The sequence below is a fragment of the Sphingomonas sp. BE138 genome, assembly GCF_031456125.1.
Lineage (GTDB): Bacteria > Pseudomonadota > Alphaproteobacteria > Sphingomonadales > Sphingomonadaceae > Sphingomonas.
Genome location: NZ_JAVDUC010000001.1, coordinates 69,862 through 95,020, shown reverse-complemented (window position 1 = coordinate 95,020; position 25,159 = coordinate 69,862). Strand labels below are relative to the sequence as shown.

Annotated in this window: 21 protein-coding genes; 6 read left to right on the top strand and 15 right to left on the bottom strand. The window is 68.3% G+C overall.

Annotation, left to right across the window (positions count from 1 at the left end; translation table 11 throughout):
- Positions 1-112: 112 nt before the first annotated feature.
- The 6 genes from J2Y58_RS00460 to J2Y58_RS00435 all read right to left on the bottom strand — a co-directional run bounded on the left by J2Y58_RS00460 (position 113) and on the right by J2Y58_RS00435 (position 7,039).
- On the bottom strand, positions 113-760 hold the full coding sequence (locus tag J2Y58_RS00460; RefSeq protein WP_310097037.1) for a glutathione S-transferase: 648 nt from the start codon (positions 758-760) through the stop codon (positions 113-115).
- Positions 757-1,596, bottom strand: a complete 840-nt coding sequence (locus J2Y58_RS00455) for a class I SAM-dependent methyltransferase (protein WP_310097034.1) — start codon at positions 1,594-1,596, stop codon at positions 757-759. Before J2Y58_RS00455 ends, J2Y58_RS00460 begins: the two co-directional genes overlap by 4 nt.
- Before the next feature lie 31 nt (positions 1,597-1,627).
- Positions 1,628-2,701, bottom strand: a complete 1,074-nt coding sequence (gene recA, locus J2Y58_RS00450; protein WP_310097031.1) for a recombinase RecA — start codon at positions 2,699-2,701, stop codon at positions 1,628-1,630.
- Between the two features lie 112 nt (positions 2,702-2,813).
- The gene (locus J2Y58_RS00445) at positions 2,814-3,647 is read right to left on the bottom strand and encodes a 4-(cytidine 5'-diphospho)-2-C-methyl-D-erythritol kinase (RefSeq protein WP_310097028.1); all 834 of its coding nucleotides are present in this window, start codon (positions 3,645-3,647) and stop codon (positions 2,814-2,816) included.
- Entirely contained in the window at positions 3,648-5,324 is a 1,677-nt protein-coding gene (locus J2Y58_RS00440; protein WP_310097023.1) for a tetratricopeptide repeat protein, read from the bottom strand.
- 74 nt (positions 5,325-5,398) lie between these two features.
- Positions 5,399-7,039, bottom strand: a complete 1,641-nt coding sequence (locus J2Y58_RS00435) for an electron transfer flavoprotein-ubiquinone oxidoreductase (protein ID WP_310098308.1) — start codon at positions 7,037-7,039, stop codon at positions 5,399-5,401.
- 138 nt (positions 7,040-7,177) lie between these two features.
- Here J2Y58_RS00435 and J2Y58_RS00430 point away from each other — a divergent pair, with 138 nt between their 5' ends.
- Together J2Y58_RS00430 and J2Y58_RS00425 are read left to right on the top strand one after the other, a co-directional pair.
- On the top strand, positions 7,178-7,924 hold the full coding sequence (locus tag J2Y58_RS00430; RefSeq protein WP_310097021.1) for a uracil-DNA glycosylase family protein: 747 nt from the start codon (positions 7,178-7,180) through the stop codon (positions 7,922-7,924).
- Positions 7,925-7,938: 14 nt separating this feature from the next.
- Positions 7,939-9,750 carry a lytic transglycosylase domain-containing protein gene (locus J2Y58_RS00425; protein ID WP_310098303.1) on the top strand — a complete coding sequence of 604 codons (1,812 nt, stop codon included), beginning with the start codon at positions 7,939-7,941 and terminating at the stop codon, positions 9,748-9,750.
- Positions 9,751-9,855: 105 nt separating this feature from the next.
- Here the strand turns inward: J2Y58_RS00425 and J2Y58_RS00420 are convergent, their stop codons facing one another.
- Positions 9,856-10,008 (bottom strand): hypothetical protein, encoded by a 153-nt coding sequence (locus J2Y58_RS00420; protein ID WP_310097018.1) that lies wholly within the window; start codon positions 10,006-10,008, stop codon positions 9,856-9,858.
- 163 nt (positions 10,009-10,171) lie between these two features.
- Between J2Y58_RS00420 and moaB the strand changes: the two genes are divergently transcribed.
- Positions 10,172-10,699 (top strand): molybdenum cofactor biosynthesis protein B, encoded by a 528-nt coding sequence (gene moaB, locus J2Y58_RS00415; protein ID WP_310097015.1) that lies wholly within the window; start codon positions 10,172-10,174, stop codon positions 10,697-10,699.
- Positions 10,700-10,750: 51 nt separating this feature from the next.
- On the opposite strand, the gene J2Y58_RS00410 is transcribed toward moaB, so the two are convergent.
- A complete protein-coding gene (locus J2Y58_RS00410; protein ID WP_310097011.1) occupies positions 10,751-11,098 on the bottom strand; it encodes a GFA family protein in 348 nt (115 codons plus the stop codon).
- 51 nt (positions 11,099-11,149) lie between these two features.
- Here J2Y58_RS00410 and J2Y58_RS00405 point away from each other — a divergent pair, with 51 nt between their 5' ends.
- On the top strand, positions 11,150-12,232 hold the full coding sequence (locus tag J2Y58_RS00405) for a PA0069 family radical SAM protein (RefSeq protein WP_310097008.1): 1,083 nt from the start codon (positions 11,150-11,152) through the stop codon (positions 12,230-12,232).
- A 3-nt stretch (positions 12,233-12,235) separates the two neighbouring features.
- On the opposite strand, the gene J2Y58_RS00400 is transcribed toward J2Y58_RS00405, so the two are convergent.
- Both J2Y58_RS00400 and dnaE read right to left on the bottom strand, forming a co-directional pair.
- Positions 12,236-12,592, bottom strand: coding sequence for a monooxygenase family protein (locus J2Y58_RS00400; RefSeq protein ID WP_310097006.1), 357 nt, complete (start codon positions 12,590-12,592; stop codon positions 12,236-12,238).
- A 133-nt stretch (positions 12,593-12,725) separates the two neighbouring features.
- Positions 12,726-16,226 (bottom strand): DNA polymerase III subunit alpha, encoded by a 3,501-nt coding sequence (gene dnaE / locus J2Y58_RS00395; RefSeq protein WP_310097003.1) that lies wholly within the window; start codon positions 16,224-16,226, stop codon positions 12,726-12,728.
- A gap of 104 nt (positions 16,227-16,330) precedes the next feature.
- Here dnaE and J2Y58_RS00390 point away from each other — a divergent pair, with 104 nt between their 5' ends.
- Positions 16,331-16,918: an HdeD family acid-resistance protein gene (locus tag J2Y58_RS00390; protein ID WP_310097000.1), complete on the top strand. Its 588-nt coding sequence runs from the start codon at positions 16,331-16,333 to the stop codon at positions 16,916-16,918.
- A gap of 127 nt (positions 16,919-17,045) precedes the next feature.
- Here J2Y58_RS00390 and J2Y58_RS00385 read toward each other — a convergent pair whose 3' ends face one another.
- From J2Y58_RS00385 to J2Y58_RS00370, 4 genes are all read right to left on the bottom strand, one after another.
- The gene (locus J2Y58_RS00385) at positions 17,046-17,525 is read right to left on the bottom strand and encodes a glutathione peroxidase (protein ID WP_310096996.1); all 480 of its coding nucleotides are present in this window, start codon (positions 17,523-17,525) and stop codon (positions 17,046-17,048) included.
- Positions 17,522-18,256, bottom strand: a complete 735-nt coding sequence (locus J2Y58_RS00380) for an ABC transporter ATP-binding protein (RefSeq protein WP_310096994.1) — start codon at positions 18,254-18,256, stop codon at positions 17,522-17,524. The genes J2Y58_RS00385 and J2Y58_RS00380 overlap by 4 nt, the downstream gene beginning before the upstream one ends.
- On the bottom strand, positions 18,249-19,499 hold the full coding sequence (locus J2Y58_RS00375) for a lipoprotein-releasing ABC transporter permease subunit (RefSeq protein WP_310096991.1): 1,251 nt from the start codon (positions 19,497-19,499) through the stop codon (positions 18,249-18,251). The genes J2Y58_RS00380 and J2Y58_RS00375 overlap by 8 nt, the downstream gene beginning before the upstream one ends.
- Before the next feature lie 526 nt (positions 19,500-20,025).
- Positions 20,026-22,488 (bottom strand): TonB-dependent receptor, encoded by a 2,463-nt coding sequence (locus J2Y58_RS00370; protein ID WP_310096988.1) that lies wholly within the window; start codon positions 22,486-22,488, stop codon positions 20,026-20,028.
- 208 nt (positions 22,489-22,696) lie between these two features.
- Between J2Y58_RS00370 and J2Y58_RS00365 the strand changes: the two genes are divergently transcribed.
- Positions 22,697-23,161, top strand: coding sequence for an Hsp20 family protein (locus J2Y58_RS00365; RefSeq protein ID WP_310096985.1), 465 nt, complete (start codon positions 22,697-22,699; stop codon positions 23,159-23,161).
- Positions 23,162-23,435: 274 nt separating this feature from the next.
- On the opposite strand, the gene J2Y58_RS00360 is transcribed toward J2Y58_RS00365, so the two are convergent.
- Positions 23,436-25,073: a CTP synthase gene (locus J2Y58_RS00360; RefSeq protein ID WP_310096982.1), complete on the bottom strand. Its 1,638-nt coding sequence runs from the start codon at positions 25,071-25,073 to the stop codon at positions 23,436-23,438.
- Positions 25,074-25,159 lie beyond the last annotated feature (86 nt).

Here is a 25,159-nt window from a genome sequence, read left to right as displayed (position 1 = left end):
ACCGGCGTGCCGCTGATGTCGCGCATCTGGTTGGGCGGAAGTGGCGCGCGTACCGCCGATTGCCAGCACCGCCCCCCCCGGCAGGATCGCGCGAACTCGAACCCGCTCACGATCAGGCGTAAGCATACGGTCCGCCCGCTGCCAACGCACGCTGGTACGCCGGGCGGGCATGGATGCGCTCCAGCCACGCGGTCGTATGCGGGTGCCGCTCGCCAAGCCCCGCGCGGCTCCGCGCCGCCTCCAGCGGAAAGCTCATCATGATGTCCGCGCCCGTGAACGTGTCGCCCGCGAACCACGGATGCTCGCCGAGCGACGCCTCGACGAAATCGAGGTGACGGTCGATCATGGGCTGGATACGGCCGGCGACGCGTTTGCCGAGCAGCGGAATGCGCGAGACCACCAGCTTCACCAACAGCGGCGGCATCAGCGAACCTTCGGCATAGTGCAGCCAGAACCGATACGCGAGCGCCTCGTCGCGCCTGGCGGGGGGTCCGAGCTTGCCATCGGCGCGGTCGACCAGATATTCGACGATCGCCCCGGTCTCTGCGACCACGCGCGCTCCCGTTGCCCCTGGTGCGGCGGTGTCTTCGATCACCGGCGATTTGCCGAGCGGATGCACGCGGCGCAACGCGGGCGGCGCGAGCATCGTCGCCTTGTCGCGCTCATAGCGCTTGACCTCATACGGCAACTCCAGTTCCTCGAGCATCCACAGGATGCGCTGCGACCGCGAGTTCTCGAGGTGGTGGACGATGATCGTCACGGCAAATCCTTCCCCGCGTGCGCGGATACGACCCATGTCGCGGCAGTGAACGTGATCGTGCCGCTGTGTATCCGTGCCGCGAACAGATCGCGCAGCCGCGCCTCGATCCGCCCGCGCTCGCCGGCACTGGCCGCGGCAAGCACCGACGCCGCCGGCCCGATCGAGCGGTAGAAGTCCAGCGCATCCTCGATCGGCGCGGCGCCGCCGCCAACCGCATAGGCGACGTCGTGCGCGGTCGCGTCGACGTCGGTCCACCCGGCAGCCGCCAGCACGGCGCGAAGCCGCGCTTCGTCACTTAAGGCGAACGGCCCCGGTGCGTAGACGTCATCACGCGCCGACACCGCAATATCGAGCGCTGCGTCGACCGTCGTCGCCCATTCGTTATCGGCGCGGGGCCGAAAGCAGGAAAAGACCAGCGGCGCCCCAAACGCTACGCTGCGCCGAAGCGCAGCGAAGCCCGCCACGGGATCGGCGAAGAACATCACGCCGTGGCGCGACACCAGCAGGTCGAGCGGCGCGAGCGTCGGCAGCACCGCTTCCACATCGCCAGCGACGAACGCCGGTCCTCCGACGCCGCCGCGTTCGCGCGCAACCGCGAGCAGGGCCGGCGACAGATCGATACCGGTGACGTGCAATCCGGGCCGCGCCGCCGCCAGCGCAAGCGTGGTGCTCCCGACCCCGCACCCGATGTCCGCCGCTCGCCCGCGTTCCGGCGCGTGGCGCAGGATCGCATGGTCGAGGACCGCCGCCACCCCTGCGAAGGCGCGCTCGGTGCGGGCATGTTCGCGCGCCCACACCTCACCGACGCGCCCGCGCCACGCCGCCGCGTCGGTCATGCGGCCGGCCACCCGCTTGCGCCGCGGCCGGTCAGATGTCGTCGTCCTCGCTCGGCCCGGCCATCATGCCGTCGGACACCTGCTCGGTCCGGCCGCGGATCGCCTTCTCCAGCCGATCCATCATCTCGGGATTTTCGCGCAGGAAGTTCTTGGCGTTCTCGCGCCCCTGCCCGATGCGGACCGAATCATAGGAGAACCACGCACCCGCCTTCTCGACCAGCCCGGCCTTGACCCCGATGTCGAGGATCTCGCCGATCTTCGAGATGCCCTCGCCGTACATGATGTCGAACTCGACCTGCTTGAACGGCGGGGCGACCTTGTTCTTCACCACCTTCACCCGCGTCGAATTGCCGATCACCTCGTCGCGATCCTTGATCGCGCCGGTGCGACGAATATCGAGCCGGACCGAGGCATAGAACTTCAGCGCATTGCCGCCGGTCGTGGTCTCCGGATTGCCGTACATCACGCCGATCTTCATGCGCAGCTGGTTGATGAAGATCACCATGCAGCGCGAGCGACTGATCGAACCGGTCAGCTTGCGCAGGGATTGCGACATCAATCGTGCCTGAAGGCCGACGTGGCTGTCGCCCATCTCGCCCTCGATCTCGGCGCGCGGCACCAGAGCGGCGACCGAGTCGACCACCAGCACGTCGATCGCGTTCGAGCGCACCAGCGTATCGGTGATCTCCAGCGCCTGCTCGCCGGTATCGGGCTGCGACACGATCAGTTCGTCGATGTTGACGCCCAGCTTCTTGGCATAGACCGGGTCGAGCGCATGTTCGGCGTCGACGAAGGCGGCGGTACCGCCGTTCTTCTGCGCCTCGGCGATGACGTGGAGCGCCAACGTCGTCTTGCCCGAGCTTTCGGGGCCATAGACCTCGATCACGCGTCCGCGCGGCAGTCCGCCCACGCCGAGCGCTATGTCGAGCCCGAGCGAGCCGGTCGAGATCGCCTCGACCTGCATCGTCTCCTTCTGACCCAGTTTCATCGCCGAGCCCTTGCCGAAGGCGCGGTCGATCTGCGCGAGGGCGGCGTCGAGCGCCTTCTGACGGTCTGCGTTCGCGGTTGCCATGCCGGTATCGATCACCTGAAGTTTGGCGGCCATTGCCGTGGAGCCTTTCGCTAGAGCAACCGCGCGCCGCATTCAACGCGCGACGCCGTTGTACTCACTTCGTTCCATAAGAACAAGTGGTGAACTTGGCCGTGAAATCAATCCTTCAGCCGATCGTCGTCGCCATCCGCCACCACCGCGGCGCGTGATGCGCGACGATCGCGGCCGCGGAGTCGCGACGAGCCGCCTCGTCGAACAGCGCAAAGCACGTCGCCCCCGACCCCGACATGCGCGCCATCACGACCCCGTCGCACGCGGCCAGCACCGCCAGCACGTCGCGGATCACCGGCGCGACGGACTCGGCAGGAGCTTGCAGATCATTGCGTCCGGCCAACGCACGCGCCAGCGTCGTGCCCTCCCCCGGCAAGGCGCCGCGATCGACCCCGTCCCAGCCTGCGAACACTGCCGCGGTCGACACCGCGACCAGGGGATTGACCAGCAACGCGGGCATGTCGCCCAGCCCCGCGACCGGCACCAGGGCGTCGCCGCGCCCGCTGCCGAGGGTCGGTCGGCCGAGCAGGCACGCCGGCACGTCGGCGCCGAGCCGCGCCGCGATCGCCATCAGCCTTGCATCGTCGTCCGCGACACCGTGGATCGTCGCCAGCGCGCGCAATGTCGCCGCCGCATCGGCCGAACCCCCGCCGATCCCCGATGCCACCGGCAGGTGCTTGTCGAGCACGATCGCATGCGCAGCTCGTAATCCGAAGGTGTCGCGAAACGCGCGTTCGGCGCGCGTCACCAGATTGTCGCCGTCCGGCCCGACCGCCGCCGCGAACGGCCCGGTCACCGCGAACGACGGCGCATCGGCGCGTTCGACCGTCACCGTGTCGCCATCGCGCGCGAAGACGAACAGCGTCTCCAGCTCGTGATAGCCGTCGGCGCGCCGCGCACGGACGTGCAGCGCGAGGTTGAGCTTGGCGGGTGCGACCTCCACCGGCATCTAGCGGAGTCCCTCCAAGATCTTGTCGTCCAGCCGCGTGGCGACAGCGTCGCTTGCCGTCGCACGCGCGGCGGTCCAGGCATAGCGCGCCTCGAAGCGGCGCCCCGTGGTCCAATAAAGATCGCCGAGATGCTCGCCGATCTCGGCGTTGAGCGGGTCCGCGGTTCCGGCGCGCTCTACCAGCGGCAGCGCGCGCGCAGGCTGGCCGCGCAAATACAGCGCCCATCCCAGCGAATCGGCGATCGCGGCATCGTCGGGCTTCAGCCGTGCGGCCTTCTCCAGCATCGCCTGCGCCGCCGCCATCCGCTCCTTGTGCAGGGTCAGCGCATAGCCGAGATAGTTGAGCGCCAGCGGCTCGTCCGGCCCCTTTTCGACCGCCTTTTCCAGCGCCGAACGCGCCTTGCGCCAGTCCCCGGCCCCGTCGAGCGCCGCGCCATATTGCAGCCAGTCGGCCCAGTCCGCCCGCGCGCCGGCACGCTCGACCAGCCGCGCATAGAGCGGTGCCGCGGCAGCCGGACGATCGAGCTGCATGTTCAGGTCGGCCAGCCGCTGGAGGTCGCCGCTCGCCGCGTCCGCCGCGAACGACAGCCGGTCGAGCGCCGCTTGCGCCGCCCCGTCGCGCCCGCCCGCCGCCAGCATCTGCACCCGCCCGGTCGCCGCGACCGAGGCGTAGGCGCTGTCCGCGGGCACCTCGTCCAGCAACGCCAGCCCGGCGTCGAGCGCATCGTCGCGTGCCAGCACCCCGGCGAGCAGCAGCCGCGCACGGTCGTTGCCGGGATCGGCCCGCAGCGCCGCCCGCAGAAGCGTATAGGTCAGCGGCCCGGACTCGCCGGTCGCGAGATCGGCGGCGACGCGGGTGAACAGATGCGACGCGCCGAAGGCGAACGACGGCATAGCCCCGCGCGTCGGCGAAACGCGAAGCGCCACTTGCCCGTCGTCGTCGTCGAGCAGCACGCGCGCGTCGGCGGCCTTGCCCTGCCCGATCAGCAGGCGCGCGGCGGCCACGCGCTCGTCGAGGGCGGCGAGGTCGTCGGCGCCTCCAAGCGCACGAACCGCCGCTATCCCCTCGCCGGTGCGCCCGGTCGCTATCAGCAGCAGCGCGCGCGTCTCCGCGGCGAAGCGGCGCGCGACCGGCTCGTCCGGCACCCGCGCCAGCGCCGCGAACGGATCGCCGCCGCTATCGAGCGCCAGCCAGGCGCGCAGCGGCGGCGCGAGGATGCGCAGCCGGTCGTCCTCGAACCGGGCCAGCGCGGCCGCCGCCGCCGTACGGTCGCCGTCGTGCGCCGCATCGGCCAGCGCGATCAGGATTGTGTCGGACGGCGCGGCCTTCTGCGCCGCCAGCATGGCCGCGGCACGATCGGCCAGCGGCATGTCGCCAGCACGGATCGCGGCCCGATAGCTGCGCACCGCCAGGTCGGTGTTGCCCGCGTCTTCCGCGAGCGCACGCGCATAGTCGCGCGCCGCGACCGCGACCGCCCCGTCCCCTTCCGCAACCCGCGCGTGCATATAGGCGGCGATGTCACCTGTGGCGGCGACCGCCGGCATCGCCGCGACGGGCGCGTTTGCGGCGATCAGGAGCGCGAGGCGGCGGATAAGCGTGGCGGCGGCCTTTCGGGAGCGAGCGGAGCGTGCCGCGCCGCGGTAGGGAAACGCGGCGGCGAGGTCCAGTGGCGGCACGGCGATCATCCCCGACCAACCCGCGAGCGCGCCGCTCGTTCAGCGCCCGGCATCCCACAGCTTACATGCCGGGCTCACATGTTCGGATAGTTCGGCCCGCCACCGCCCTCCGGCACCACCCAGTTGATGTTCTGGGTGGGATCCTTGATGTCGCACGTCTTGCAGTGGACGCAATTCTGCGCGTTGATGACGAACTTCGGGTCGCCGGTCTCCTCGCCCACGATCTCGTACACGCCCGCCGGGCAATAACGCTGCGCCGGCTCGTCGTACATCGGCAGGTCGTATGCGACCGGGACGTTCGGGTCCTTCAGCGTCAGGTGGACCGGCTGGTCCTCCTCGTGATTGGTGTTCGACAGGAACACCGACGACAGCCGGTCGAAGGTCAGCACGCCGTCCGCCTTGGGATAGTCGATCTTCTTGACCAGGTCCTTGCGCCACAAGGTCTCGTGATCGGGGTGGTGATGCAGCGTGAACGGCATCCTGAGGCCCAGATACTCCGCCCACATCGTGATGCCCGCCAGCCCCGAGCCGAGGAAGTCGCCGAACTTCTTGACCAGCGGCACGACGTTGCGGACGATCGACAGCTCCTTCTTTATCCAGCTGCGCTCGAACGCTTCCGGATACGCGACCAGCTCGTCGCCGCCGCGTTGCGACAGGATCGCGTCGACCGCCGCCTCGGCCGCCAGCATCGCGCTCTTCATCGCCGTATGCGTGCCCTTGATGCGCGGCACGTTGAGGAAGCCGGCGCTGTCGCCGATCAACGCGCCGCCGGGGAAGACCAGCTTCGGGATCGACTGCAACCCGCCGTCATTGATCGCGCGCGCCCCGTAGCTGACGCGCTTGCCGCCCTTCAGCAGCGCCGCGACCTGCGGGTGCGTCTTCCACTTCTGCATTTCCTGGAACGGCGAGACGTACGGGTTCGAATAGTTCAGCCACGTCACGAACCCGATCGACACCTGCCCCCCGGCCTGGTGATAGATCCACCCACCGCCGTTGCCGCCATGCTCGCTCAGCGGCCATCCCTGCGTATGCACCACCTTACCCGGCTCGTGCAGCGCGGGGTCGATGTCCCACAGCTCCTTGACGCCCAGGCCATAGACCTGCGGATCGCAGTCGCGCCGCAGGTCGAAGATCCGCATCAGTTCCTTCGACAGGTGCCCGCGACATCCCTCGGAAAAGAAGGTGTATTTGGCGTGCAGCTCCAGCCCCGGCTGATACTCGGGCTTGTGCGTCCCGTCGCGCGCCACCCCCATGTCGCCGGTGGCGACACCCTTCACGCTGCCGTCCTCGTTGAACAGGATCTCGGCCGCCGCGAAGCCGGGGAATATCTCGACCCCCAGTTCCTCGGCCTTGCCTGCCAGCCAGCGGCACAGATTGCCCAGCGATCCGGTATACGTTCCCTTGTTATGGAGGAACGGCGGCGTCCACAGGTGCGGCAGGTTGAACTTGCCCTTCTTCGTCAGCACCCAATGATGGTTCTGCGTCACCGGCACCTCCGCCAGCGGACAGCCGTCGTCGCGCCAGTCGGGCAGCAGCTCGTCCAGCGACTGCGGGTCGATCACCGCGCCGGACAGGATGTGCGCGCCGACCTCAGAGCCCTTCTCGAGCACGCACACCGAAATGTCGGCCTCGCGCTGCGCGGCCAGTTGCTTCAGGCGGATCGCCGCCGACAGCCCCGCGGGGCCGGCACCGACGATCACCACGTCATAGGGCATGGATTCGCGGTCGCTCACTTCGTCATCTCCTGCGCGCGCACCCGCACCGGGCGCTCGTCGTATCGTGCCAACGTTCTGTCGGCATCGGCGGTGCCAGCAAGTTGACCTTCGCGTCAACTGTCCATCCTAATGCCGCGAATGGGGGCCGATCAGAATCTCGACTGGGCGAAGGCGGCCGCGAGCGCGCTCGACTGGTGGCAGGACGCCGGGGTCGACGTGGTCGTCGGCGACGAAGGCTTCGCCTGGCTGGAAAGCGCGGCGCAGCAACTGGCCGCACGACAGTCCGCCCGGCCCGCGCCATCCGCTCCTGCCGACGCGCCGACGGCCGCCGATACGCTGCCTGAGGACGCCGCGGCCTTCGCCGCGTGGCGCATCGGCGCCGCCGCGCCCGAGGCGCGCTGGGGCGGCGGGGCGATCGCCGCCGCCGGCCCCGCCGATGCCGAGGTGATGGTGTTCGTCGACTGCCCCGAACGCGACGATCGCGACATGCTGATGGAGGGCGAGGTCGGGCGGCTGTTCGACCGGATGCTCGCCGCGATCGGCCGCTCGCGCGCCGACACCGCGCTCGCCTCGGTCTGCGTGCGTCGTCCCACCACCGGCCGCGTGCCCCGCGATATCGAGGCGCGGCTCGGCGAGATCGCGCGGCACCATGTCGCGCTCGCCGCGCCCAAACGCCTGCTGGTGATGGGCGATGCGGCCAGTCGTGCGATCCTGGCGATGAACGTCGCCGACGCGCGCGGGCGTTTCCACGTGCTTAACCATAAAGATGGCAGGGTCACGCATGTCGTGGCGAGCCACCACCCGCGGTTTCTGCTGGACCGCCCGGCTGCCAAGGCGGAAGCGTGGAAGGACCTGTTGATGCTGACCGGGGAGGTCGAACGGTGACGCGTGCCTGTGCCATGGGGCTGCTGCTGGCCACTGCTGCCGCCCTGTCCGGGGCGCCCGCGCAGGCCGCGCCGGTCGGCGGCGGTCTGCCGGTGGTCGCGCCCCCTGCCCCCCCGGCGATCCCGGCCGATGCCGGCATCCCGCCGCAGCTCACCCCCGAACAGCGCAGCGGCTATCGCAGCGTCTTCGCCGCGCTCCACGACGGACGCTGGACCGATGCGCAGATCGCGCTGGATACGATGCCGACCGGCCCGCTCCACGCCTATGCGCGAGCCGAGCTGTTCACCGCGAAGGGCTCGCCCAGGGCCGATGGCGCCGCGGTGGCGCGCTTGCTGGCCGAGGCCCCCGAGCTGCCGCAGGGCGACGCCTTGCTGCGCGTCGCGAAGGCGCGCGGGCTGACCGACCTGCCGACGCTTCCGGAGCAACAGCGGCTGATCTGGAACGACGGCGCGCCGATCCGCGTCCGTGCCAAGGCGACCGCCAGCGACCAGATCGCCGCCGATCTGGCGGTGAGGATGCAGCCGCTGGTCAAGGGCGATCTGGGTGCCGAGGCGCAGGCGCTGCTGGAGTCGACGCCCGGCCTCTCCCCCGAGGCGCAGACCGAATGGCAGGCGCGGATCGCCTGGATCTATTTCCTGCAGGGGCTCGACCGACAGGCGCGCGACATGGGCGCGCGCGCCGCGCTCGGCACCGGCGATTGGGCGATCCACGGACGCTGGACGCAGGCGCTGGCGGCGTGGCGGCAGCAGGATTGCGCGACCACGCAGATCGAGTTCGAAAATGTCGCCGCACGCAGCCTCGATATTGACCTGCGCGCCACCGCCTTGTTCTGGGCGGCGCGCGCCGACATGGCGTGCGGTCGCCCCGACCGGGTCGAGGCACGGCTGAAGATCGCCTCGCAATATGGCGAGACGTTCTACGGGCTGCTCGCGCGACAGGCGCTCGGGCTCGGGATGCCGGTGGTCCGGCCGCAACGCGTGTCGGACGATTGGGCGCGGCTCGAACGCCGGCCGAACATCCGCGTCGCCGCCGCGCTCGCCGAGATCGGCGAGATCGACGATGCCGATCGCGTGGTGCGACAACAGGCGCGGATCGGCAATCCGGCCGAGTTCACCAGCCTCGTCCGCTTCAGCGAGACGCTGAACCTGCCAGCCACCACGGTCTGGCTGGCGCACAATCTGCCGCAGGGCGCGGTCGCTACCGCCGACACGCGCTATCCGATGCCGAACTGGACCCCCGATACCGGCTGGCGGATCGACAAGGCGCTCGTCTATGCCCACACCCTCCAGGAATCGGGCTTCCGCAACAAGGTCCGCAGCCCGGCCGGTGCGTTCGGGCTCATGCAGATCATGCCCGCCGCCGCGACCGATTACATGCGCGAACGCGGCGTGGCGATCGACCAGAACGCGCTCGCGCGCCCCTCCACCAACATCGACATCGGGCAGCGCCATATCGAACGGCTGCGCGACATGGGCGCGACCGGCGGGCTGCTTCCGAAGGTGATCGCGGCCTACAACGCCGGTCCGAAGCCGGTCGGCGAGTGGAACGCGCTGGTCCGCGACGGTGGCGATCCTTTGCTCTATATCGAGAGCATCCCTTACTGGGAGACGCGCGGCTATGTCGTCACGGTGCTGCGCAACTATTGGATGTACGAGGCGCAAGGCGGCAAGGCCAAGAGCCCCAGCCGCGTCGCGCTGGCGCAGGGCATGTGGCCGCGCTTCCCCGGTCTTCCGGGCGCCAGCGCGGTGCGGATGAACCCCGCCCCGAACACCGCACTGGCCGTGAACGCCAGCGTCGGCGTGCAGACCCCGATCCAGTCGAACTGAGCGGCCGCCGGAGCGAGATCGACAGGGGGAGCCGCAAAGCCCGACGAGCCGAGCTTCCTTCCGCCGCGTCAGTCCAGGGCCGTCACGCGGCGACGCCGCGACCGTTCACGATCCGCCGTCCGCCGGCCGATAGACGATGTCTTCGCGCCCTTGCCGGTTGGCCACCTTCTTCGCGCGTGCCGCCTTGATCTCGGGATTGCCGATCCAGTCGATCAGCTCCTCCTGCAAGGCCTTTGCCAGGAAAACGGCTTCGTCCATGTCGCCCCCTTTTGCGCCAGGATCTCGACCGACGCAGCGAAAGCCAAGCGGCGATTGACTCGAAACGGACGAGCTATCGATCGCCGCGGCCCGGTCGTTTCCAGCCGCACCGCCATCGCGGCGCGCTCTGGACGCAACACCGGCATCCGCTTAGTCCGTGAGCATGCCGATCGACGACAGCCGCCCCTTCCTGCCCGTCCGCATCGCGGTGCTGACCGTCTCCGACACGCGCGGGCTCGCCGAGGATCGGTCCGGCGACACGCTGGTCGCGCGGCTGACTGCGGCCGGGCACGTGCTGGCCGACCGGGTGATCCTGCGTGACGACGTCGACGCGATCGTCGCGCAGCTTCACCGCTGGATCGATGATGCCGCCGTCGATTGCATCGTCACCACCGGCGGCACCGGCGTCACCGGGCGCGACGTCACGCCCGAGGCGGTCGAGCGCGTCGCCGACAAGATGATCCCCGGCTTCGGCGAGCTGTTCCGCTGGCTCAGCTTCCAGACGATCGGCACCTCGACGATCCAGAGCCGCGCCTGCGCCTGCGTGGCGCGCGGCACCTACATCTTCGCGCTGCCGGGCTCGACCGGCGCGGTGAAGGACGCATGGGACGGCATCCTCGCCTCGCAGCTCGACAGCCGCCACCGCCCCTGCAATTTCGTCGAACTCATGCCGCGACTGATGGAGCGGTAACGCCGTACCTCGCCGGTTCGTCGTCCAGGGTGGTGACCGCGGACGAACGTCCTACAGGCTGGCGCCGTCGATCTCCTGCACCGTGAGCGAGGCGAGGTCGATCGACGGCACGCATCGCAGGTTCAGCGCCACCACCGCCGCGCCTGCCGGATCGGCACCCAGGCTGAACGGCTGGCAGCCGCACGTCGTACAGAAACGGTGCGATATCGCATGCTTGTTGAAGGTGTACGCGCCTAGTCCTTCCTCCCCGCGGATTGTCACCGCGTCTCCGGGCACGAACGCGAGGAGGAAGCCCTTCCGACGGCAATGCGAGCAATTGCAGCTCATTGCCGAGTCGGGCAGATCGCCCGCCACCTCGAACGTCACCGCGCCGCAATGGCAGCTGCCCTCATAGCTCATCAGCCCACTCCATGTTCTTTATTCGTTCCGCGCGATGTCGTACAAGGCCGCATGGATACCGGCAAGACCCGAGCAACGCGCGGCGCCACGCAGAACGCGGCCAGCACCCGCTTCAACTTGCCGCAGACGCAAGCGGACGGCGACTGGCTCGACGCGCGCGCGGACGTCGACGGCGCGCCCCCGCCGATCCGCACCACGGTAACCGTCGAGCATCCGCGCACGATCATCACCCGCAACCAGTCGCCCGACGTACCGTTCGACCGCTCGATCAATGCGTATCGCGGCTGCGAGCACGGCTGCGTCTACTGTTTCGCGCGACCCAGCCACGCCTTTCACGACCTCTCGCCGGGCCTGGACTTCGAGACGAAGCTGTTCGCCAAGCCCGATGCCGCTGTGTTGCTGCGCGCCGAATTGACGAAGCCCGGCTACGCAAGCGCCCCGATCGCGCTGGGCACCAACACCGACCCCTATCAGCCGGTCGAGCGCGAGTGGCGGATCACCCGAGGTATCCTGGAGGTGCTCGCCGAATGCGACCATCCGCTCGTCATTACCACCAAGTCCGACCGCGTACTGCGCGACCTGGACCTGCTGGCCGCGATGGCGCGCAAGAATCTGGTCGCGGTGGCGATGTCGGTCACCTCGCTCGATCCGCGCATCGCAATGACGCTGGAGCCGCGCGCGACCACGCCCGAACGGCGACTCTCGGCGGTGCGCGCGCTGACCGACGCGGGCGTGCCGACCTATGTCAACATGGCACCGGTGATCCCGGCGATCACCGACAGCGAGGTCGAGGCGATCGTCGCGCGCGCCGCCGCCGCCGGAGCGCTCGGCGTCTCCTACATCCCGGTGCGGTTGCCATGGGAGGTCGCCCCGCTCTTCCGCGCGTGGCTCGACGAACATTACCCGGATCGCGCCGCCAAGGTGATGGCGATCATCCAGAGCCTGCGCGGCGGCAAGGACAACGATCCGCGTTTCGGAATGCGGATGAAGGGTCAGGGGCCGTGGGCCGAACTGCTGAAGACACGCTTCCGGATCGCACGTTCGAAAGCCGGCTTCCCCGACCGGCGCCGCGAACTCCATCTGCGCTGCGACCTGTTCCGACGCCCGGCCGGCGCGCAGGGCGAATTGTTCTGACGCTTACCGCCCCAACCGTCCGCGCGCCGACAGCAGCCGTCCATGCGCGGGCACTTGCGGCGCGAACGCGCCCAGCGCGGGGGCCGCGTCCATGTCGACATAGATCGCCTTCATCCCGCCCCGCGCCGAATAAGCCTCGTGCCAGAAGCCGTTGCCGTGGCGATCGGTGAGAAAGTCCTTCCACCACCCGCCGTGCGGCATCGCGCGCGTGAACGCCTCCAGGCTGTCGAGATCGCACCAATATTGCCGGAAGCCGACGTGGTTCCAGCCATAGAGGCACGATTGCGACCCCAGCAGCCCGTCGGGCGGTGAGCGCCGGATCTCCGCCAGCCCACGCCCGATGCGCAGGAACGACGGCACACCGCGTAAATGACCGACGCGAAAAGCCGAGTTGCACCACGACCAGATCGGGCCACGCGGTCAGATCGACCGTCATCCGACGCGCATCGTTCGCTTGCACGACGCCTCTTCCGGCCGACCGTTTCAACCCGGCCTAGCCCACCGAGCGCAGCCGGGTTTCCTCGATTTCGAACTCGACCTTCGTCACTCCCGGCAACGCCTCGATCTGTTCCGCGAGTTCCGCATCCAGCGCGAAGTCGCGGTCGAGGATCACCGTGGCCACCTCGCCCTCACCGATCGGCACCTTCAGCGTCACCTTGCCGCGCGCGCCGCGCAACGGCCCGATCAGCGCCGCCAGCGCCGCCACCGCGCGAGCATCCTCGACATGCACCTCCAGCGCAAAGCGCGTCGCCGTCGCCAGCGTCTCGAACGGCTTGATCGACTTGACGGTGACCCGCGGCGTCTCCTCCCCCGCGCGCCGGTCCAGCTCGACCGTCGCCAGCCCGCACCCGCCGTTCTTGGCCGCTTCTTCCAGATCGGCCGCCGGCCCGTCGTCGAAGCAGGTCGCCATGAACTGCCCGGTCGCATCCGACAGCGTGGCCATCATATAGCGCTTGCCGCGCGCCGAGGTCCGCCAGCGTGCTTCCTCGACCAGCACCGCCATCGTCGCCATCACCCGCGCGCCGTCCGCGATCTGCAGGTCGCCCAGCGCGACATAGCTGCGCGCGCCATGCGTCTTGGCGAGATGGCGATAGCGGTCGACCGGATGCGCCGAGAAATAGAACCCGAACGCCTCCTTCTCCTGCTCCATCCGCTCGGCCAGCGACCAGCGTGCCTGCGCGGGCAGCTTGATCGCGTCGCCCGCCCCGGCATCGTCGCCGAACAACCCGCCCTGCCCGCTTGTCCGCCCCTCGTGCGTGCGCGCCGCGATCGCCAGCATTGTCTCGGTAACCGCATGGACGCCCGCGCGGTTCGCATCGAGGCAGTCGAACGCGCCGCCCGCCGCCAGCGTCTCCACCTGCCGCTTGTTGAGCAGCCGCGGATCGACGCGCGCGGCCAGGTCGTCGAGGCTCCGGAACGGTCCCGCCTTGACGCGCTCCTCGCACAGCCGCTCCATCGCGCCCTCGCCGACCGATTTCAGCGCGGCCAGCGCGTAGCGGACCGCCGGTTGCCCCTCCTCGTTCAGCTCGACGTCGAACTCCGCGACGCTGCCGTTGATGCACGGCGGCAGCAGCGGAATACCGAGCCGCCTGGCATCGTCGACGAAGATCGCGAGCTTGTCGGTCAGGTGCAGGTCGTAGCACATCGACGCGGCGAAGAATTCGGCCGGATGATGCGCCTTCAGCCACGCGGTCTGATAAGCGAGCAGTGCATAGGCCGCGGCGTGCGACTTGTTGAAGCCGTACCCGGCGAACTTGTCGATCAAGTCGAACAGCTGGTTGGCATAGGGTGCCGGGATCTGGTTGTGCTCGGCACACCCCGCGACGAAGGTCGCGCGCTGCGCGTCCATCTCCGCCTTGATCTTCTTGCCCATCGCGCGTCGCAACAGGTCCGCGCCGCCGAGCGAATAGCCCGCCAGCACCTGCGCGGCCTGCATCACCTGTTCCTGATAGACGAAGATCCCGTACGTCTCCGCCAGGATCGGCTCGAGCAGCGGGTGCGGATAGGTGATCTCCTCCGTCCCCTGCTTGCGCCGCCCGAACGACGGGATGTTGTCCATCGGTCCGGGGCGATAAAGCGAGACGAGCGCGACGATATCGCCGAAATTGGTCGGGCGCACCGCGGACAGCGTACGCCGCATCCCCTCCGATTCCAGCTGGAACACGCCCACCGTGTCGCCGCGCTGGAGCAGTTTGTAGACGCCCTCGTCGTCCCACGGCAGCGCGTCGAGATCGACGTGGATGTCGCGCTTCTTCAGCAGCTCGACCGCCTTCTTGAGCACCGACAGCGTCTTCAGGCCCAGGAAGTCGAACTTCACCAGCCCCGCACCCTCGACATATTTCATGTCGAACTGCGTGACCGGCATGTCGGACCGCGGATCGCGGTAGAGCGGCACCAGCTGCGCCAGCGGCCGGTCCCCGATCACCACGCCCGCCGCGTGGGTGGACGAGTGGCGGGGCAGTCCCTCCAGCTTCGTCGCCAGGTCCCACAGGTGTCGGACCTGATTGTCGTTCGAATATTCGCGCGCGATCTCGGGCACGCCGTTCAGCGCACGCTTCAGGTCCCAGGGATCGGTCGGGTGGTTGGGCACCAGCTTGGCGAGCCGATCGATCTGACCATAGCTCATCTGGAGCACGCGGCCGGTGTCCTTCAGCACCGCGCGCGCCTTCAGCTTACCGAAGGTGATGATCTGCGCCACCTGATCGCGGCCGTATTTTTCCTGGACGTAGCGGATCACCTCGCCACGCCGCGTTTCGCAGAAGTCGATGTCGAAGTCTGGCATCGACACGCGTTCCGGGTTCAGGAAGCGCTCGAACAGCAGCCCCAGCTTGATCGGGTCGAGGTCGGTGATCGTCAGTGCCCAGGCGACGACCGAGCCCGCGCCCGAACCACGCCCCGGTCCGACCGGGATGTCGTGATCCTTCGCCCATTTGATGAAATCGGCGACGATCAGGAAGTAGCCGGGGAAGCCCATCTGGATGATGACGTCGACCTCGAACGCCAGCCGCTTGCGATACGTCTCGCGCCACGCCGGATCGCCCGCGGGCTGCGCGCCCAGTTCCTCGATCCGGTCGAGCCGCGCTTCCAGCCCGGCGGCGGCGTCGGCACGCAGCATCGCCGCCTCGCCCTCGCGGTCGCCCGCGAGGCTAGGGAGGATCGGCTTGCGCTTCGGCGCCGCGACCGCGCAGCGTTGCGCGACGACCAGCGTGTTCGCCAGCGCCTCGGGCAGATCGTGGAACAGCGCCGCCATCTCGATCGCGGGCTTCATCCACGCGTGCCCGCAGCTACGCGGGCGATCCTCGCTCTCGACATAGCTGGACGAGGCGATGCACAGCATCGCGTCGTGCGCGTCGCCGAAATCGGCTTCCTCGAAACAGCACGGATTCATCGCGACGATCGGCCAGTTGCGGTCGTAGGCGAGATCGAGCAGCAGCGGCTCCGCCTTGTCCTCAATCGCGTCGTCGCGCCGGCATAATTCGATATAAAGCCGGTCGCCGAAGATCGTCGCCAGCCGGTCGGCATAGGCCGCGGCGCGCTCGGGCTGGTCCTCGGCGAACAACCGCGCCACCCCGCCCTCGCCCCCGGCGGTCAGCGCGATCAGCCCGCCGGAATGCCGCTCCAGCACGTCGAACGCGACATGCGGCGCAAGCTCCAGCGGCCGGTCGAGGTGCGCACGGCTGACCAGCGCACAGAGGTTGTCGTAGCCGCCCTCGTCCTGCGCATAGAGTGCGATCCAATCGATCGCCGCCGCGACCCCCTCGGGCATGTCGGGGCGCGCCACGCCCAGCATCGTGCCGATCACGGGCTGCACGCCCGCCCCCATCGCCGCGTCGGAAAAGGCCATCGCGGCATACAGCCCGTTGCGGTCGGTCAGCGCAGCCGCGGGGAAGCCGAGCTTGGCCGCGCGCTTGGCGATCGCCTTCGGCTCGATCGCGCCGTCGAGCATGGTGTAGCTGGAAAAGATGCGGAGCGGCACGAACCCGGAATGCGGCATCGCGCATAGCTAGGCGCATTGACCCGATTCGGCCATCCCCGCCGCGGGGAGAGGAACCGCGTTCACGCCGATCCGTTCGCCGTACCCGAACAGGAGTGATCGACATGACGCCACTCGGCAACGCGCCCGCAAACGAGTTCCACCCGGCCGGTGCGAGCACCGGCGCCGGCTGGGGATGGATCATGGCGTACGGCGTGGTCTCCGTCCTGCTCGGCGTCGCGGCGTTCGTCTGGCCGTTCGCGGCCACCTATGCCGCCACCGTCGTGATCGGCGCGTTGCTGTTCGTATCCGGCGTCTTCTCGATCGCCGCCGGGCTGTTCGGGCAGGGCCATGAAGGCCGCGTCTATGCGGTGCTGTTCGGCGTACTTTCGGTGATCGTCGGTGCGGTGATGGTGTTCGAGCCGGTGACCGGTGCGCTCTCTTTGACCCTCATGGTGACGGTCTGGCTCACGGTGCGCGGCGTGCTGGAGATCGTGCTGGGCTTCCGGATGCGGCGGCGGCGCGGGCTGATGATCGCGCTCGGTGTCGTAAACCTGTTGCTGGCGGCATTCATCCTGATGACCGTGCCGTGGTCGGCGCTGACGCTGCCGGGCTTCATCCTTGGGGTCAGCTTCCTGATCGGCGGCATCACCGCGATCACCGCCGCCGGCGACCACCGCAAGGGCGCCCAACCGTTCGCGATGCCCGCTTGACGCCGACCACGGCCGCCTAGGATCGCACCGCGACGTGCGTCGCGGCCAGCGCGAGCAGCAACAACGACAGGATCGCGAGGATCAGCGCGAACATGCACCCCAGCACGACGCGATCCCCGAACATCGCCTACAGCAACGCCTCGATATCGGCGGCCAGTTCCTCGGGCTTGGTCGTCGGCGCATAGCGACGCACCACCCTTCCCTCGCGATCCACCAGGAACTTGGTGAAGTTCCACTTCACCGCTTTGGTCCCCAGCACGCCGGGCGCCTCGTGCTTCAACCGCTCGAACAACGGATCGGCCGTCGCACCGTTGACGTCGATCTTCGCGAAGACCGGAAAGGTCACGTCATAGGTCAGTGAGCAGAAGTTCGCGATCTCGGCCGCATCGCCCGGCTCCTGCGCGCCGAACTGGTTGCACGGAAACCCCAGCACCGCGAAGCCGCGCCCCGCGTAACGACGATGCAGCGCCTCCAGCCCTTCATATTGCGGCGTGAACCCGCATTTCGATGCGGTGTTGACGATCAGCAGCACGTGACCCCGCCAGCGGTCGAGCGGCACCGACTGCCCGTCCGCGCCCTTGACCGCCAGATCGGTGATCGCGCTCATCCCGCCACCTCCAGTTGCCCCTCGTGCAGCCGCACCACCCGGTCCATCCGTGCCGCCAGCCGCTCGTTATGCGTCGCGACCAGCGCCGCCGAGCCCTCGCCGCGCACCAGCCGCAGGAACTCCGCCAGCACGCGGTCCGCGGTCTTCTCGTCAAGGTTGCCGGTCGGCTCGTCCGCCAGCACCAGCGCCGGGCGGTTGGCCAGCGCGCGCGCCACCGCGACGCGCTGCTGCTCGCCGCCCGACAGTGCGGAGGGTCGATGCGTCAGCCGGTGTCCGACCCCCAAGGCGGTCAGCAACGCCGTCGCGCGCTCCTCGGCCGGCGCGCGCTCGCTGCCGTGGATCAGTTGCGGCAGGACGACGTTCTCGATCGCGTTGAAATCGGGCAGCAGGTGGTGAAACTGATAGACGAAGCCGAGCCGGTCGCGACGCAGCGCGGTGCGCCCCGCCGCATCCAGCTTCGCGGCCTCGGTCCCGGCGATGCGGATCGAGCCCGAAAAGCCGCCCTCCAGCAAGCCCACCGCCTGCAACAACGTCGACTTGCCCGAGCCCGACGGCCCCAGCAGTGCGACGATCTCGCCCGGCTGTACCGCCAGGTCGACCCCGCGCAGGACGTGGATCGTCGTCTCGCCCTGCGAGAAGCTGCGCGCGAGACCGGTGGTTTGCAGAACCGGGCCGGCGCTGTCGGACGCGGCAACGCCGTGCCGGTGCGCCGGTTCGCTTGCCTCATTCATAACGCAGCACCTCGACCGGATCGGTATTGGCCGCCTTCAACGCCGGATAGACCGTCGCCAGAAACGTCATCAACAGCGTGATGACGACGATAGCGGTCACCTCGACCGGATCGACCTTCGACGGCAGCTCGGTCAGGTAGCGGATCGACGGATCCCACAGGTTCTGCCCCGTCACCAGCTGGACGAAATTGACCACCGACTGGCGGAAGGCGAGGAATACCGCGCCGAGCAGCAGCCCTGCGAACGTGCCCAGCACCCCGATCGTCGTGCCCACGGTCATGAAGATGCGCAGCATGGCGCCGCGGCTCGCTCCCATCGTGCGCAGGATCGCGATGTCGCGCGTCTTGGAGCGCACCAGCATGATCAGCGAGCTGGCGATGTTGAACGCCGCGACCAGGATGATGATGCACAGGACGACGAACATCGCCACCCGCTCGACCGCCAGCGCATCGAACAGCTCGGCGTTCAGCCGCCGCCAGTCGCTGACCACCGCATAGCCCTGCACCGCGCGTGCCAGCGGGGCCAGGATCGGACCGACCCGGTCGGCATCGCTGGTCTGCAGCTCGATCATGCCGACTGAGTCGCCCGACAGCAGCAGCGTCTGCGCGTCGGGCAACGGCATGATCACATAGGCCTTGTCGTAATCGTACACGCCGACCTCGAAGATCGCGGTCACGGTGTACATCACGCTTCGTGGCATGGTGCCGAACGGGGTCGAGGGGCCGAGCGGGCTGATGATGGTGATCTGCGAACCGATCGTCGCGCCCAGTTGCTCGGCCAGTCTAGCGCCGATCGCGACATTGCTGGAGTTCGGCGTCAGCGTCGAAAGACTGCCCGCCACCACCTTCGAGCGGATCGTCGGATTGTTCTGGATGTCCTCCGGGCGCATGCCGCGCAGCAGGATGCCCTCGGCACGCCCGTTGTAGGTCGCGAACAGCGGCTGCTCGATCATCGGCACCGCGCTGGTGACCCCCGGCGTCGCCTTGGCCAGCGCCACGACGCGCTGCCAGTCCGGCAGGCGGCCGTTATAGCCCTGCACCACCGCGTGACCGTTCAGTCCGACGATCTTGTCGAACAGCTCGGCGCGGAAACCGTTCATCACGCTCATGACGATGACGAGCGCCGCGACCCCCAGCATCACCGCGCCGAGCGAGAAGCCCGCCACCAGCACGATGAAGCGTTCACCCTTGCCCGGCAGCAGATACCGCCGCGCGATCATGCTTTCATAGCGCGACAGCAACATGGATGTGCCTGTAGGGAGCCGGTGTGGGCTTCGCAATGGGCGCTGTTGCGGAATCGTCACATAGTCGCCGCAATCGGTTTTGCTGCGGTTCATTTGTATCGACAGCGAACCCGCCGCCCCGCATACCGCGGGCACTGGCACACAGGCAAAGGCCGTGGTTCGGGGAACGCCATCAAGCCCCGCTGATCCCTCGGGAAAGGCGTGCGGGCGGACGGCAGGATAGGGGGCTGACGAGCGATCGTCACGCAGGCGCCCGGGTCGTGAAAAACGGCCCGGGCGTTTGCCGTTCGGTCGCAGTTTCGCTGCACGGATCGACGCGCGCCGCGCGGCGGCCGAACCGGCCGGCGGGTCGGCCGTGGCCGATCCCGTCCGACGTCACGACGACGGCTCCGCCGTCGGCGCGTGGCCCGCAAAACCGATCACCCCGGCACGCGCCTCACTAACAACGGTGCTACCCCCACCCCGTTCGCCCTGAGCCTGTCAAAGCTTCGACAAGCTCAGCACGATTGGTGGAAGTCACAGACCCTCAGAACCCGAACGCCACCGTCAACCCATAGGTGCGCGGATCGCCGACATTGCCCGCGATCAGCCCCGTGTTCCCCGGCGTCGTCGCCAGCACTTCGTAATATTCGGTGTCGAACAGGTTCCGCACCCACCCGAACACGTTGATGCCGCCATCGGTCCGGAAGCCCAGCCGCGCGTTGACCAGCGTATAGCCATCGACATCGGTATAGATCGACCGCGACGCGTTCGACGAGAACTTGGTACGCGAATTGGCGTCGACCCCGACATAGGCCTCGCCCGCCTCGCCGAACACCGCAGCGGGAAGGTTATACTCGCCGCCGTAGGAGAAGGCGAACTTCGAGATCCCCGGCAGCCACTGCCCCGAAATGTCGCAGGCCACCGGGCTGTTCGTTCCCGGCTGCCCCGGCGCGCCGATCACCGCGCCGCTCCCGCCGCCCGACAGCTCGGGCGGGCACGGCGCGTTCTTGAAGTCGACATACTCGTGGTCGGTGAACGCGCCGTTGGTATACAGGCTCACCCGGTCGCTCGGCCGTACCGAGAAGTCGGCCTCGATGCCGCGCACCCGCACCTTGCCCGCATTCGCCAGATAACCGCGCAGCGTCGATGTCGAGCTGTTGTTGACCACCGCCTGATAGTCGCTGATCTCGGTCCAGAAGCCGGTGACGTTCAGCGTCACCCTGCGATCCCAGAATTGCGACTTCGCGCCCAGCTCGAAATGGTCGACCTTCTCGGGCGCGACCTGCGCCAGCTGCGTCTGCACCACGCCGTTCACCACCGGCACGCCGTTCAGGTTCAGCCCGCCCGATTTGAAGCTGTGCGCATAGGTGGCGTAGAGCAGCACGTCGCGTGACGGCTTGTACGACGCGGTGAAGTCGTAGGAGACGTTCCACTCGCGGAATTTCTGGTCGCGGAATTCCTGCGGCTGGATCGCGTCGCGTTGCGCGGCCTGCCGCGCGTTGCCGCCGGTCGCAGGGACCAGATTGCCCTGCCCGTCACGCACCACGCTGATATAGCTGCCGATCTTGTCGTCATAGTTCAGCCGCACGCCCGGCGACAACGTCACGTCGTCGGTCAGCTTCCAGTTCAGCTTCCCGAACAGCGCGCCCGAGAAATTTTTCAGGCTGATGTCGTTGGCGGCGGTCAGCCCGTCGAGCACCGATGGGTCGCGCGACAGGGCGCTCGACGGATTGATCAGCCAGCGGCTCGCCGCCGGTCCCTGGCGCTGCGTGCCGGTCGTCTTGATCGTCTGGTAGAAACCGAACGCGCCCAGCACGTAATCGAACCCGCGCCCTTCGCCGGCGTAGCGGAATTCCTGCGTATATTGATCCTGCCGGCTCGGGTTCTGCGACAAGGTGGTGATCGGCAGCCCGGTGAAGTCGCGATCGTTGGCGGGCAGCCAGTCCCAGAAGCGCCACGCCGTGATCGAGGTCAGCGTCCCCTCGCCCAGCTTCTGCTCGGCGCGTAGCGACAGCCCGCCCAGCTCGTTGCGCGCGCTCAGCTTCGCGTCGAGGTCGGTCAGCCGGTCGAACGGATTGCGGCTTGGCGGCTCGTAGCCTTGCGCGGCGGCCAATTGGTCGAACTGCCGGTTGAGCGGGCGCTGCGTCGCGCCGACCCGCACGAAGATCTGCGCGCAGCAATCCGGATTCTGGCGCGAATAATCGCCGGACAGCGTCACGTTCAGGTCGTCGGTCGGCTTCCACAGGATCGCGGTGCGGATGCCGAGATTGTCCTGCGAATTGACGTAATCGCCGGTCGCGACGTTGAAGATCGTCCCGCGCCGGCTGGTCGTCGCCAGCCCCAGCCGGATCGCGATATTGTCGGTCAGCGGACCGGAGACCGAGGCCTTGGCCTGCTTGAACTCCAGATTGCCGACCGTCACCTCCGCACGGCCCTGCGGCGTGAAACTGGGTGCCTTACTCGTGATGCTGATGGCACCCGCGACGGTATTCTTGCCGTAAAGCGTGCCCTGCGGTCCACGCAACGTCTCGATCTGCTGCACGTCGAGGAAGTCCAGCGTCGCCGCGGCGACCCGGCTCAGGTAAACCTGGTCGATATAGATGCCGACACCCTGCTCGATCCCGTCATTGGTGAGACCCAGCGGCGCCCCGAGGCCGCGAATGTTGATCGAGGAATTGCGCGGATTGGTCGAATAGAATTGCAGCGTCGGCTGAAGTTGCTGCAACCGCTGGACATTGAAGCTGCCCGTCGCATCCAGCTCCTTCACGCCGACCACCGAGATCGGGATCGGCACGTTCTGCGCCGACTCGCTCCTGCGCCGCGCCGTCACCACCACGTCCGCCGCCGCGGAGCTGCGCTGGACGTCCGCCTCGGTCCGGTCGGGATCGCCCGGCGGCGGCGGGGCCGCCGCCTCCGGATTGCCGACCACGACGGGCGCGGCGGGCGACCCCTGCGGCGGTTGCGCCTGCACCTGGACGGCCAGCAGCATGGCGAACGTGACGGACATGAAAGCTTCCCCCTGTGATCTTCGGTCTTGGCGCAAACCTGCCGCAGCGGGGAATGTCTATCAACAAAGTAGGTGTTTACGCGACCCCTTGAAACGCTTCGCCGCGGCCCCATTTTCTGGAGCGAACGGCGCCGACCATCGGGCCGCTCGCGACAGGCGCCGCGGTTGTCCGGGCGCCGCTTTCAAATAGCTCATCGGAGGATTTGACATGCGTTTCGACCTTACCCCCTATCGCCGCTCCACGATCGGTTTCGACCGGCTGTTCGACCTGATCGAAGCCAACGCGCGGAGCAGCGCCGAGAATTATCCGCCGTTCAACCTGGAGCGCGTGGCGGAAGACCGCTACCGCATCACGCTGGCGGTCGCCGGGTTCGCGCGCGAGGAGATCGAGATCACCGCGCAGCAGAACCTGCTTCTGGTGACCGGCAAGAAGGACGACAAGGCGGACGGTAACCAGTTCCTCCACGTCGGCATCGCCAACCGCAGCTTCGAGCGGCGGTTCGAGCTGGCCGATTTCGTGTTCGTGGAGGACGCACGCCTGAACGACGGCCTGCTGGTGATCGATCTGGTCCGCGAGGTGCCGGAGGCGATGAAGCCGAAGACGATCGCGATCAAGACCGGCGCACCGCTCGCCGCCGTCGAGAACAAGGCCGACACCGCACAGGCGGCCTGACCGGGATCGGCGTCCCTTTGCTCCCTTTCGGGACGCCGGTGGGGGCGTCCGGGCCGCAAGGCTCGGGCGCCTTTCCCTTTTCTGGAGGGTGCGACGTCGGTTGCGGCCGTCCGTCTTCCCGTATTTCCGTCACCCCGGCGAAGGCCGGGGGCCAGCACCGAAACGCCGATGACGACGCCCGGCGCCCCGTTGCCGAGGCCTTCCCGCCCGGCCTCCGGCCTTCGCCGGGGGTGACAGAGATAAGGAAGTCGACGGCTAAAAGGGGAACAGTGCCTTAAACCAGTCGACTCTGCTTCACCGCTGCGGCGATGAAGCTGGCGAACAGCGGGTGCGGCTCGAACGGCTTGCTCTTCAGCTCCGGATGGAACTGCACGCCGACGAACCACGGATGGTCGGGCCGCTCGACGATCTCGGGCAACATGCCGTCCGGCGACATGCCCGAGAACACCAGTCCGCCCTGCTCCAGCGCCTCGCGATATTGCGTGTTCACCTCGTAGCGGTGGCGATGCCGCTCGCTGATCGTGTCGCTGCCGTAGATCGAGGCGACGACGCTGTTCCCGGTCAGTGCGGCCGGATAGGCGCCCAGCCGCATCGTGCCGCCCAGATCGCCGTTCTCGGCGCGCTTCTCCAGCCCGCGCTCGCCCATCCATTCGGTGATGAGGCCGACGACCGGCTCGTCGGTCGCGCCGAATTCGGTCGACGAGGCCTGCTTGATGCCGGCCAGATCGCGCGCGCCCTCGACGCACGCCATCTGCATGCCGAAGCAGATCCCGAAGTACGGGACGTTATGCTCGCGCGCGAAGCGGACCGAGGCGATCTTGCCCTCCGCGCCGCGCGACCCGAACGCGCCGGGGACCAGGATCGCGTGGCACGGCTCGAGATGCGCGGCGATCTCGCTGTCGTCGTTGCCCTCGAACAGTTCGGCGTCGATCCAGCGGATGTTGACCTTCACCCGGTTCGCGATCCCGCCGTGGACCAGCGCCTCGTTGAGCGACTTGTAGGCGTCTTGCAGCCCGACATATTTGCCGACGACCCCGACCGTGACCTCGCCCTCGGGGTGCATCAGCCGCTCGACGATCTCCTCCCAGCGGCTGAGGTCGGGCGGCGACGACGGCGTGATGCCGAACGCGCGCAGCACCTCCGAATCGAGCCCCTCCCCGTGATATTGCAGCGGCACCGCATAGATGCTCTTGGCATCGAGCGCGGGAATCACCGCCGTCTCCGGCACGTTGCAGAACAGCGCGATCTTGGCGCGCTCCGACTCGGGCAGCGGCTGTTCGCAGCGGCAGACGATCACGTCCGGCTGAACGCCGAGCGCCGCGATCTCGCGTACCGAATGCTGCGTCGGCTTGGTCTTCAGCTCGCCCGCCGCCGCGATATACGGCACCAGCGTGACGTGGATGCTGATCGCATTGCCGCGCCCGACCTCGTTCTTCAGCTGGCGGATCGCCTCGATGAACGGCAGCGACTCGATATCGCCGACCGTCCCGCCAATTTCGCACAGCACGAAATCCAGGTCGTCGGTCTCCGCCTTCGCGAACGCCTTGATCGCATCGGTGACGTGCGGGATCACCTGCACCGTCGCGCCGAGATAGTCGCCGCGCCGCTCGCGCTCGATGATCGTCTTGTAGATGCGGCCGCTCGTCACATTGTCCGACTGGCGCGCCGACACGCCCGTGAAACGCTCGTAATGGCCGAGGTCGAGATCGGTCTCCGCACCGTCATCGGTGACATAGACCTCGCCGTGCTGATACGGGCTCATCGTGCCCGGATCGACGTTGAGATAGGGGTCGAACTTGCGGATACGCACGCGATAACCGCGCGCCTGCAGGAGAGCCGCGAGGCTCGCCGCCATAAGACCCTTGCCGAGCGAGGAAACCACGCCGCCGGTGATGAAAATGTACCGCGCCATGGGACGCAACCCCTAACCTTCAACTACGCAAAAGGGCAAGCGCGCGGGCACCCCGCGCGCGACGAACCGACCGTGAATGCCGGATG

What these genes read in the sequence shown, in the direction of transcription:
- J2Y58_RS00455 (WP_310097034.1), bottom strand. Translation starts at nt 1,596, where the DNA reads ATGACCGACGCGGCGGCGTGGCGCGGGCGCGTCGGTGAGGTGTGGGCG.
- recA (WP_310097031.1), bottom strand. Translation starts at nt 2,701, where the DNA reads ATGGCCGCCAAACTTCAGGTGATCGATACCGGCATGGCAACCGCGAAC.
- J2Y58_RS00445 (WP_310097028.1), bottom strand. Translation starts at nt 3,647, where the DNA reads ATGCCGGTGGAGGTCGCACCCGCCAAGCTCAACCTCGCGCTGCACGTC.
- J2Y58_RS00435 (WP_310098308.1), bottom strand. Translation starts at nt 7,039, where the DNA reads ATGCCCTATGACGTGGTGATCGTCGGTGCCGGCCCCGCGGGGCTGTCG.
- J2Y58_RS00430 (WP_310097021.1), top strand. Translation starts at nt 7,178, where the DNA reads ATGGGGGCCGATCAGAATCTCGACTGGGCGAAGGCGGCCGCGAGCGCG.
- J2Y58_RS00425 (WP_310098303.1), top strand. Translation starts at nt 7,939, where the DNA reads ATGGGGCTGCTGCTGGCCACTGCTGCCGCCCTGTCCGGGGCGCCCGCG.
- J2Y58_RS00420 (WP_310097018.1), bottom strand. Translation starts at nt 10,008, where the DNA reads ATGGACGAAGCCGTTTTCCTGGCAAAGGCCTTGCAGGAGGAGCTGATC.
- moaB (WP_310097015.1), top strand. Translation starts at nt 10,172, where the DNA reads ATGCCGATCGACGACAGCCGCCCCTTCCTGCCCGTCCGCATCGCGGTG.
- J2Y58_RS00410 (WP_310097011.1), bottom strand. Translation starts at nt 11,098, where the DNA reads ATGAGCTATGAGGGCAGCTGCCATTGCGGCGCGGTGACGTTCGAGGTG.
- J2Y58_RS00405 (WP_310097008.1), top strand. Translation starts at nt 11,150, where the DNA reads ATGGATACCGGCAAGACCCGAGCAACGCGCGGCGCCACGCAGAACGCG.
- dnaE (WP_310097003.1), bottom strand. Translation starts at nt 16,226, where the DNA reads ATGCCGCATTCCGGGTTCGTGCCGCTCCGCATCTTTTCCAGCTACACC.
- J2Y58_RS00390 (WP_310097000.1), top strand. Translation starts at nt 16,331, where the DNA reads ATGACGCCACTCGGCAACGCGCCCGCAAACGAGTTCCACCCGGCCGGT.
- J2Y58_RS00385 (WP_310096996.1), bottom strand. Translation starts at nt 17,525, where the DNA reads ATGAGCGCGATCACCGATCTGGCGGTCAAGGGCGCGGACGGGCAGTCG.
- J2Y58_RS00380 (WP_310096994.1), bottom strand. Translation starts at nt 18,256, where the DNA reads ATGAATGAGGCAAGCGAACCGGCGCACCGGCACGGCGTTGCCGCGTCC.
- J2Y58_RS00375 (WP_310096991.1), bottom strand. Translation starts at nt 19,499, where the DNA reads ATGTTGCTGTCGCGCTATGAAAGCATGATCGCGCGGCGGTATCTGCTG.
- J2Y58_RS00370 (WP_310096988.1), bottom strand. Translation starts at nt 22,488, where the DNA reads ATGTCCGTCACGTTCGCCATGCTGCTGGCCGTCCAGGTGCAGGCGCAA.
- J2Y58_RS00365 (WP_310096985.1), top strand. Translation starts at nt 22,697, where the DNA reads ATGCGTTTCGACCTTACCCCCTATCGCCGCTCCACGATCGGTTTCGAC.
- J2Y58_RS00360 (WP_310096982.1), bottom strand. Translation starts at nt 25,073, where the DNA reads ATGGCGCGGTACATTTTCATCACCGGCGGCGTGGTTTCCTCGCTCGGC.